At 40.7% G+C, this 9,131-nt stretch carries 11 protein-coding genes and 1 tRNA gene; 4 read left to right on the top strand and 8 right to left on the bottom strand.

The window, feature by feature from the left end; genetic code table 11:
* The 4 genes from tuf to galE form a co-directional block, all read left to right on the top strand.
* Positions 1-151 (top strand): elongation factor Tu (gene tuf / locus KKH91_02425; GenBank protein MBU0951673.1); only part of this gene is annotated, 151 nt, incomplete at its 5' end.
* A 10-nt stretch (positions 152-161) separates the two neighbouring features.
* Positions 162-320 (top strand): 50S ribosomal protein L33, encoded by a 159-nt coding sequence (rpmG, locus tag KKH91_02420; GenBank protein ID MBU0951672.1) that lies wholly within the window; start codon positions 162-164, stop codon positions 318-320.
* Positions 321-331: 11 nt separating this feature from the next.
* Positions 332-402: transfer RNA gene (locus KKH91_02415), tRNA-Trp, on the top strand.
* A 31-nt stretch (positions 403-433) separates the two neighbouring features.
* Complete coding sequence (gene galE / locus KKH91_02410) at positions 434-1,414, top strand: UDP-glucose 4-epimerase GalE (GenBank protein ID MBU0951671.1); 981 nt, start codon at positions 434-436, stop codon at positions 1,412-1,414.
* Between the two features lie 74 nt (positions 1,415-1,488).
* Here the strand turns inward: galE and KKH91_02405 are convergent, their stop codons facing one another.
* The 8 genes from KKH91_02405 to KKH91_02370 are packed head-to-tail and all read right to left on the bottom strand — an operon-like array spanning position 1,489 to position 9,106.
* Complete coding sequence (locus tag KKH91_02405; GenBank protein MBU0951670.1) at positions 1,489-3,075, bottom strand: DUF1957 domain-containing protein; 1,587 nt, start codon at positions 3,073-3,075, stop codon at positions 1,489-1,491.
* A 7-nt stretch (positions 3,076-3,082) separates the two neighbouring features.
* Positions 3,083-3,433: a hypothetical protein gene (locus KKH91_02400; protein MBU0951669.1), complete on the bottom strand. Its 351-nt coding sequence runs from the start codon at positions 3,431-3,433 to the stop codon at positions 3,083-3,085.
* 5 nt (positions 3,434-3,438) lie between these two features.
* Positions 3,439-4,332, bottom strand: a complete 894-nt coding sequence (locus tag KKH91_02395; GenBank protein ID MBU0951668.1) for a DUF4912 domain-containing protein — start codon at positions 4,330-4,332, stop codon at positions 3,439-3,441.
* A gap of 28 nt (positions 4,333-4,360) precedes the next feature.
* Positions 4,361-5,116, bottom strand: coding sequence for a 23S rRNA (guanosine(2251)-2'-O)-methyltransferase RlmB (rlmB, locus tag KKH91_02390; GenBank protein ID MBU0951667.1), 756 nt, complete (start codon positions 5,114-5,116; stop codon positions 4,361-4,363).
* A complete protein-coding gene (cysS, locus tag KKH91_02385) occupies positions 5,113-6,519 on the bottom strand; it encodes a cysteine--tRNA ligase (protein MBU0951666.1) in 1,407 nt (468 codons plus the stop codon). The genes rlmB and cysS overlap by 4 nt, the downstream gene beginning before the upstream one ends.
* A gap of 5 nt (positions 6,520-6,524) precedes the next feature.
* The gene (ispF, locus tag KKH91_02380; GenBank protein ID MBU0951665.1) at positions 6,525-6,998 is read right to left on the bottom strand and encodes a 2-C-methyl-D-erythritol 2,4-cyclodiphosphate synthase; all 474 of its coding nucleotides are present in this window, start codon (positions 6,996-6,998) and stop codon (positions 6,525-6,527) included.
* Positions 6,995-8,023 carry a UDP-3-O-(3-hydroxymyristoyl)glucosamine N-acyltransferase gene (gene lpxD / locus KKH91_02375; GenBank protein MBU0951664.1) on the bottom strand — a complete coding sequence of 343 codons (1,029 nt, stop codon included), beginning with the start codon at positions 8,021-8,023 and terminating at the stop codon, positions 6,995-6,997. The genes ispF and lpxD overlap by 4 nt, the downstream gene beginning before the upstream one ends.
* Before the next feature lie 6 nt (positions 8,024-8,029).
* Positions 8,030-9,106 carry a nitronate monooxygenase family protein gene (locus KKH91_02370; GenBank protein ID MBU0951663.1) on the bottom strand — a complete coding sequence of 359 codons (1,077 nt, stop codon included), beginning with the start codon at positions 9,104-9,106 and terminating at the stop codon, positions 8,030-8,032.
* Positions 9,107-9,131: the final 25 nt, after the last annotated feature.

The following is a 9,131-nucleotide window of genomic DNA, read 5'->3' as shown; positions in this document are numbered from 1 at the left end:
CCAGGGAGTGGAGATGGTAATGCCCGGGGACAATGTGATAATGGATGTAGAGTTATTGACGCCGATAGCGATGGAGAAGCAGTTGAGGTTTGCAATCAGGGAAGGCGGCCACACAGTAGGGGCAGGCGTGGTAACGGAGATAATAGAATAGGAGATAGATAATGGGCGAGAGAATAATTTCGATACTTGTTTGTACCGTTTGTAAGAACAAAAATTACCATTATGTACGCGGTAAAAAGAAAGAATATAAAGTTGACATAAAAAAATTCTGCAAAAAATGCAGAAAGCACACCCCGCATAAAGAAACGAAATCTAGTTAGCCTCATCGGTAGGGGGTATAAGCTAATGGCAAACTGCTGGTCTCCAAAACCGGTTTTGAGGGTTCAAATCCTTCTACCCCCGCATTAAATTTTACAAAGTTAGGAAGAATATAATGAAAATTTTAGTTGCAGGCGGAGCAGGTTATATTGGTTCGCACCTGGTGGCAGAATTATTGGATAGCGGCTATAAAGCGGTAGTTCTTGATAATTTGTCAAAAGGCCACAGAGAAGCAATCCTTGGTGGTGAATTTTTAGAAGGAAGCCTGCTGGATCCCGCAAAATTGGAAGAAATTTTTAATAAATACAAAATTGATGTAGTCATGCATTTTGCCGCTGACAGTCTTGTCGGCGAGTCTATGACACAGCCGGATAAATATTTCAGGAATAATGATGTAGGCGGGTTAAACCTGCTTGACGCGATGAACAGGCACGGCGTAAAAAAATTTATTTTTTCATCTACCGCCGCAATATTCGGCGAGCCCGATAAAAGCCCGATAGAAGAAAACAATGTAAAACTTCCTACGAATCCCTACGGCGAATCAAAACTAATATTTGAAAAAATGCTCCGCTGGTATGACCGCGCTTTTGGAATAAAATATGTATGCCTGAGGTATTTTAACGCTGCGGGCGCGCATAAATCTGCAAAAATCGGAGAAAGCCATAACCCTGAAACTCATCTGATTCCGATTGTTCTTCAGGCCGCTTTGGGTCAGAGAGAACAGATAGATGTTTTTGGGGATGATTATAAAACTCCGGACGGGACCTGCGTGCGTGATTATATTCACGTAACAGACCTGGCCCAGGCGCATATTTTAGCTTTTAAGAAATTAGAGAATGACGCAGTCAGTACTCAATATAACCTGGGCCATGGCCAGGGTTTATCGGTAAAACAGATTATTAAGGTTTCAGAAGAAGTTACCGGAAAGAAAATAAAGTTTAGAATTGTTCCGCGGCGCGCCGGAGATCCGGCTACGCTTATTGCCAGTTCAGTTAAAATTAAAAAAGAACTTGGATGGAAACCGCAGTATGAAAATATCAGCAAAATAATTGATTCAGCCTGGCAGTGGCACAAATCACACCCAAAAGGTTTTTAAAACTCTCCAAATTTTTAAAAAAGTTTTAAGGAATTAGAAGTTTTTGTTGATGAAGCCTTGTTAACCTCATTTTTTTATAAGTATGCTTTGTAATCTATATTTGGGAAAATATTATCTTTGTATTCGATGTCGCTTAAAAATCCTTCATCGATTGTATTATTTTTAAGCTGGTCATGGAGGATATTAAATCTTATCACATGGTCTTTGGTGCGTTTTTCCGCATACTCTACCATTGTTTTTGTTGTCATTATAAAAGCCCAGTCGGAGCTTTGCGCCAGAAGCAGTTCTCTTGCGGCCTGGTTTAATGCACGGACTCTCAGGGGATTGCTTTCGTACCTGTTGGTTGCTGTTAATTCTATCATACGTTCAGCCATTTTATGCAAATGCCTGTAGATCCAGTCGTTAGCGCCGTTCAGCCAGACTTCATAATAACCTTTGTCGCCCCAGGAAGAAGCGGCGGGAGTAATAACCTGATTTTTAGGAAATTTTTCAAGGTATTCCGAAGGAGTAATCGGTTTAAACGTTTTCTGGTCGTAGTATATTTTCCTGAAAAGATAATTTATAAAATCAGGGCCTTCATACCACCAATGGCCGTAAAGTTCAGCGTCGTACATCGAAGTAATTAAAGGTTCTTTATTTAAATATTCATTTAAATGGTTTATTTGATGCTCGCGGTTGAACATGAAATTTCCCGCATGGTCAGCGGCTTTATTTAAAGCCCATTGCGGGTTATAGGGTTTCTTCTCATTTAATCCTACTTTGCCGGTGATGCGGAAATATTTCAAGCCTACATTTCTTCTTACCCCGTCGCTATGCAGGTGAGGTTTGATGTACTCATAATCCAGGTCATAGCCGACATCTCTGTAAAATTCTCTGTAGTCCGGGTCTCCGGGGTAACCTATTTCAGCGCTCCATACCTGATGAGCAGTCTCCATATCGCGGGCAAAAGCGGCTACACCGCTCGGGCAGTAAACAGGCGCAAACACGCCGTATTTCGGCCTGGGCGTGCCGTAAAGCACACCGTGAGATTCAAGAAAAAAGTATGATATTTTTTCTTCTTTTAATATCTGATCGATTCCGGGGGTGTAAGCGCATTCCGAAAGCCACATTCCTCTGGGCATTCTGCCGAATTTTTCCTGGTAATCCGCGCTTGCTATTCTTACCTGTGCCCTGACAGCTTTTTCGTGCACCTTTAGCGGTAAAAAGCCGTGAGTCGCGCAGCAGGTAACAATTTCAAGTTTGCCTGCATCCTGCAAATTTTTAAATGCAGTGATAAGATTATAATTATACCTTTCATACAGGCGCCTGGCGTTTTTTAATTTTGTCTCGTACATCTTTGCTGTTTCATGAAATTCAGGCAGGTATTTTGTCCGCCAGGTTTCTTTTTCAGCAAGGTCGCACAGGGTATTAATATAGCGCAGGCATCTTTTTTGCAGAAGCTCGTCGCACAGCATATTGGCAAGAGGGGGGGTAATAGACATCGTTACCCTGAAATCTATGCCTTCTTCCATAAATTTTTCAAAAATAGATAACAGCGGTATGTACGTTTCTACTACGCCTTCATAAAACCAGTCCTCTTCCAGAAAATCATCATATTCAGGATGGCGTACATATGGCAGGTGGGCGTGCAATACTAAGCACCAGTATCCCTTAGGTTTCATAGTATCCTTAGTACGTTGATTTGCATTTTCTTACTTCGCTTTTTAGTACAGTGTTGCCCTGCTGGTCACGGATTCTTGCTACTATCTTGTGCTCCATAGCGGGATAATTTGACCAATCAAACCAGAAATAGCCTGCTGCTAACCTGCAGGGGTTCCAATTACCGTTGTCTATGGCAACTTCTACCCAATTATTTTCATGACAAAGGCTTAAAGGGGCTCCGATTCTCATCGTATAGTGAGGAGAAGTGATGGTTTCGCCCTGGACCGGGCAATCAATTACTACATAATATTTTGGTTTTTGAGACACAACCTTTGCTACAATTTCAGCTTTTTTTGTTAATGTTTTTTTTGGCGGCATGATGTTCAACTCCTTTTTTTATTTTCATCTGTGAAACTGGAACGTTTAACTTCGAAGGTTATCTCTTTTGACATTGTTGTGTCTTTTGATACTGCTTTTATCGGTATATTCATTTCGCAATCAGGCAGGTGCATTCTGACAGAAAAACTCCCGTCAGAATTAAGTTTTACTTCTTTGCCGGATATGGTCAGTTTTGCGTCAGATTCAGTTGTTCCGTAAACTATCAATTCGGTGTCGGCTTTTAGCCAGAAACTTTTTATTTTTTCTGCCGGAACTCCGGCTTTTCTTAATGAGGAAACATGTGACGAAGGCATCTGTCCGGATGAGATAGACATGAGCTGTTCCCATCTTTCCCTCATGAGTTTGGTGATATCAAAGGAGCTCTTTCCTATCTTCTCGATTCCTGAAAGCTTAATAAGCCGTTCGAAATCTTTATGCAGGATAGCCCATTGTTCGTCAATTACGGTCGATATTCCATGATGCGGCATACTTACAACATTAGAGCGCGCTATAGTAATAAACCGGCCGTCAGCCAAAATAAGGCCTAAGTCGACGCACCAGGAGCGGTTAACATCCGGCATGTTTATGTACCAATTTTCAGCAGCTTCACCTACGATAATATCAAAAGCTTTGTGCGAATTCTTCCCGTCAAAGTTTATATCAGTTACGTCATAAACTCTGATAGCAAATTTCCCTGTTGCGCCGTATTTATTATTAAGTTCGCAGCGCGTATCGGCGCTGATTTCCCAATAAGCGTAAGCCCAAAAAGGGTCTCTTGGAAGAAGGACAATTTTCGTATCGTCATAATTTTTTGGCAGGTCACCGAGGTAAGTCGTTTTGGTATCTCCGGGAATGCCTCTTCCGCTTGTAGCAGATCCCGATGATGAACTATTTGTCATATAAAATCACCTCCCGAACTATATTGTATTATTTTCCGATCTTATTGGTCTTATTGAATTCGTAAAACATAATTGCGCTTGCTGATGCCACATTCAATGAGGAAACATTGCCTGAAGAATTAGTATTAGGCGGTATTTTTATAAGCAAATCGCATTTCTGCTTAATGAGTTTGCCAAGCCCAGAGCCTTCGCTGCCCAGCACAAATGCGGCGGGTTTAAGGATTTCAGTTTCCCTTATATTTTTTCCGTCGTTAGTGTCAGCCCCGACTATCCAAAAACCTTCTTCTTTTAATTTATCTATCGTATAAGCAATATTGCTAACCTGCGCTACAGGAACGTATTCTAGAGCCCCGGATGAAACTTTTTCAACTGTCTCCGTAAGCCCTGCGGAATTCCGTTTTGGAATTACGATGCCCATGATACCAAAAAAACAGGCATTGCGCAAGATTGTCCCCAGGTTCTGAGGGTCTGTTACGTCGTCGAGAAGGCATAAAGAAGGGTTGTCTGATTTTTTGGCCTGTTCAATAAGTTCTTCCAGGGGCATATATTCCTTTGCAAGGGCCATAGCTGCTATGCCCTGGTGGTTTTTGTAGTTCGACAGCTTATCCAACTTCTGGATGTCGATGAAAGTATAAGGTATGCCGGCAGTTTTGGCTAATTCCTGTATCTTTTTTACATTTTCACCTGAAGCATTTTTCGATAAAAGTATTTTGTTTATTTCTCTGGGGCGTGTTTTTAAGGCTTCCAATACAGGGTTCCGTCCATAGATTATCATTTTATTTATCCGCTGATTTTATGTTTTAACCGCGGCCCTTTTGAGGTGTCTTCAACGATGTATCCCATGTTGTCTATCTTCTTTCTTAATTCATCTGCCTTAACGTAATCCTTGTTTTTCCTGGCTGTTTCGCGCTCAAAAGCCATCGTCATTGCTTTTTCATTAACACTTTGTTTTTGCGGGAAAACCAAACCCAGTACACCTGCAAGTTCTTCAAGTTTCTTTAATGTGTATTCAATCGCTGATTTGGTCAGTTCGTTGGATTTATCCTTTTCATAGGAATATAGTTGATTCACCAGGCCGTGCAAGGCAGCCATCGCTTCAGAAGTGTTAAAGTCATTATTCATGCTTTCTTTGAAATTAGTTATAAATTCGTCTGCCAGGTTTTTATATAAAACAGATAAAGCACCTTCCCTGGCTGTTTGTAAAAGGTTTCCGGCAAGTTCTTTTGACCTGTATATGCGCTCCCAATTGTTTTTTGCCTGGTCAAGTTTTTGATCGGAAAAATCGAGCGGAGCCTTATAATGCTGCGAAATTAGAAAAAGCCTGACGACCATGGGGTCATATTTTTGGAATATATCCTGTAATGCAAAAAAGTTGCCCAGTGATTTTGACATTTTTTCTTTGTTTATAGTTACGAATCCGTTATGCAGCCAGTATTTAGAGAAGGGCTTGCCTGTGGCAGCTTCAGATTGGGCAATTTCATTTTCGTGATGGGGGAAAATCAAATCCTGGCCCCCGCCGTGAATATCTAGCGTTTCCCTGCCGATTTCATGTAAGGACATAGAAGAGCATTCAATGTGCCAGCCCGGCCTGCCTTTGCCCCAGGGGCTGTCCCAGGAGGGTTCATCAGGTTTGGAACTTTTCCATAGAGCGAAATCAAGAGGGTTTTTCTTTTTTTCGCCTGGGGCTATCCTCGCGCCCACAAGAAGGTCTTGAGTGTTTCTTTTGGAAAGCTTGCCATAGTCTTTAAATTTATTTACCGCAAAATAAACATCGCCGTCAACAGCATAAGCGAATTCTTTTTCAATCAATAATTTTATCGTGGCGATGATCTCAGGAATATGTTCTGTTACCCTCGGGTATTTATTGGCGGATTTGATGTTGAGTTTTTTACAGTTTTCAAAAAAATCATTTGTATATTTTTCTGAAATTTCTTTAAAGCCCAAATTCTGTTCTTTTGACTTGTTAATAATTTTATCATCGATATCAGTGAAGTTTTGGATATATTCGACATTGTATCCATAATATTCAAGGTACCTTCTTATAATATCAAAAACAACATAGCACCTTCCATGCCCCAAGTGGCATTTGTCATAAGGCGTTATGCCGCAGACATACATTTTTACGTTCTTACCGTCAATTGGTATAAATTCTTCAATTTCTGATGAAAGAGTGTTATGGAAACGGATAGGGTTCATTGTTTGGAAAGCAAGGCAACGCTATAGCAGGCTATTCCTTCTTTTTTGCCGATCGGGCCGATACCTTCGCTGGTAGTGGCTTTGATATTTATGCTGGATGTATTAAGGATTTTAGAAATGTTTTTAATCATCTCTTTCCGGTAGGGCATTATTTTCGGTTCCTGGGCAATGATTGTGCAGTCAATGTTTTCAACTTCGTAGCCTCTGGATTTCATGAGTTCGTAAGATTTTTTTAATATCAGCAGGCTGGATATATCTTTGTATTTTTTATCAGTATTGGGAAAATGAATTCCGATGTCGTCTAAACAGGCAGCACCAAGAATTGCGTCGCTTATTGAGTGAAGCAGTACATCTGCGTCGGAATGGCCCAGCAATCCGAGTTTATAGGGTATTTGTACTCCTCCGATAAACAACTTCCTGCCTTTTACAAGTTTATGAATATCATAACCAAATCCGGTTCTGTAGCTCATTTGTTTTTTCCCGATTCTTCAATTTTCTTTTTTAAAGTTTTGACTTCCCTAATAAGTTCCGGCAAAGCTTTTAAAGCGATAATTCTTCTTTTTTCTTCCAGAATAGGAGCTGCCGGGTTGCCCCAGACAACGGAATTTGCCGGTACATCCTGTAAAATAGCCGCCCTGGAGGCGGCAACAACATTATCGCCTACCTTAAGGTTATCTATAGCTCCAGATTGCCCGGAAAAAATCACATGCTTGCCCAATATTGTACTTCCGGCAATTGTAACATGGGCCAGTAAAATTGAATTCTCGCCTACAATTACATTGTGTGCAACATGGACCTGATTATCAATTTTTGTGCCTCTGCCTATTACAGTCTTATCGATTGTTGCCCTGTCAATTGAGGAATTTGAGCCAATTTCAACATCATCTTCCAGAATCACTTTGCCGATTTGCGGAATTTTGTAATATTTTTCTTTTACAGGAACATAACCGAACCCGTCGCTTCCTATTACAGTGCCGCTGTGTATAATAACGTTATTTCCTATTTCACAGTCTTCTCTTATTGTTGCATTAGGATAAAAATATCCTGCTTTTCCAATTATCGTTCTGTCGCCAATGTAGACATTTGAACAGATAACAGTATTATCGCCTATAACGGCATTATCGCTGATTACGCTGTATGCACCAACCGATACATTATGCCCTAGTTTGACATCGCTGCCGATTATTGCGGTTTTATGTATGCCTTTGAAATGATTTTCCTTTTCGGAGTAAATTATTTCAAGAACTTTCGCGAAAGCAAGGTATGGGTTTTCTGTATGAATAGTGTTATTATTCAGGCCTGACAAATCTTTGGGTACTATAATAGCCGATGCTTTTGATATTTTGGCTTTTTCGAGGTAGGTTTTGTCTTTTATAAAAGCAATCTGGCCCGGCCCGGCAGATTCAATATCGCCGGCACCTGTTATTATCACATTTTCATCGCCGGTTAGTGAACCATTTAAAAGTTTTGATATTTCTTTGAGGGTTAATTTCAATTGGATTTAAAGATATTGATTGGTTTCATTCACCAGGTTTTCCATTAATTTTTTTACCGTAGTGATTTCGGTGCATTTGTATGCATTATGGCCGACAAAAACAAAACCTTCCTTCAGGTTTCCGTTTGCCGCGTTAATTAAAACTTTTGCAATGCAATAGGGCACTTCCATAGGCGTGCAGGTTTTTAAACAGCGGTAAGGGCATTCAAATCTGATCTTGTTGCCTAAAACAACATTTTTTACGAATTCATTTCTTATTACCCTGCCCGGCATTTGCACCGGGCTGTGGATTATGGTTATATCTTCCTCTTTTGCATCTATATAAGCCTGTTTAAACTCCTGAGCAGCATCACATTCTTCGGTACAGACAAACCTTGTAGCCATTTGCACGCCGCTTGCCCCAAGTTTTAACATCCTGGCAATATCCTTGCCGTCAAAAATTCCGCCACCCGGTATAACAGGTATATGTTTATTGTATTTTTTGCCTATTTCGTTTACAGTTTCAACAACTTCAACAAGTATTTTTTCCAGCGGGAAATTTTCCTGGTGTTCAAGCTGCTCAAAAGAAAAACCTAAATGGCCTCCAGCTAGTATGCCTTCAACCACGAAAGCGTCAGGCAGCCTGGAATAACTTCTTTGCCATTTTTCACAGAGTATTTTTGCGGCTCTGCCGGAAGAAACGATAGGAACAAGTTTAACATTTGTGCCTTTTGTAAGAGCGGGAAGCATGAGGGGGAGCCCTGCTCCTGAAACAATGATGTCAGCGCCGCCTTCAACCGCGCCTTCGACTAATGTTACATAATCGGTTAAGGCTACCATTATATTGACGGCTATAACACCGCCATTCGAGAGTTTTTTCGCTTTTATAATTTCATCTTTTAATGCTTTTTTGTTTAGTTGGGCAAACTCTGATTTTTTGCAGTTTTCTATAGGGCCAATGCATACGCTGGCTATAGTGCCAACGCCTCCTTCTCTTGCTACTGCTGAAGCAAGCAAGGCTTTAGAAACTCTTACTCCCATAGCTCCCTGTACTATCGGAACAGGAATTGTTAAATCGCCAATTATAAGAGGTGGTATTTTCATAGAGTTAACATTATACTAATTTATT

The sequence above is a fragment of the Elusimicrobiota bacterium genome (assembly GCA_018816525.1).
In the GTDB taxonomy this organism is placed as follows: Bacteria; Elusimicrobiota; Endomicrobiia; order CG1-02-37-114; family XYA2-FULL-39-19; genus OXYB2-FULL-48-7.
Note: the sequence above shows the minus strand (reverse complement) of the source record. Positions and strands in the feature narration are given on the sequence as shown.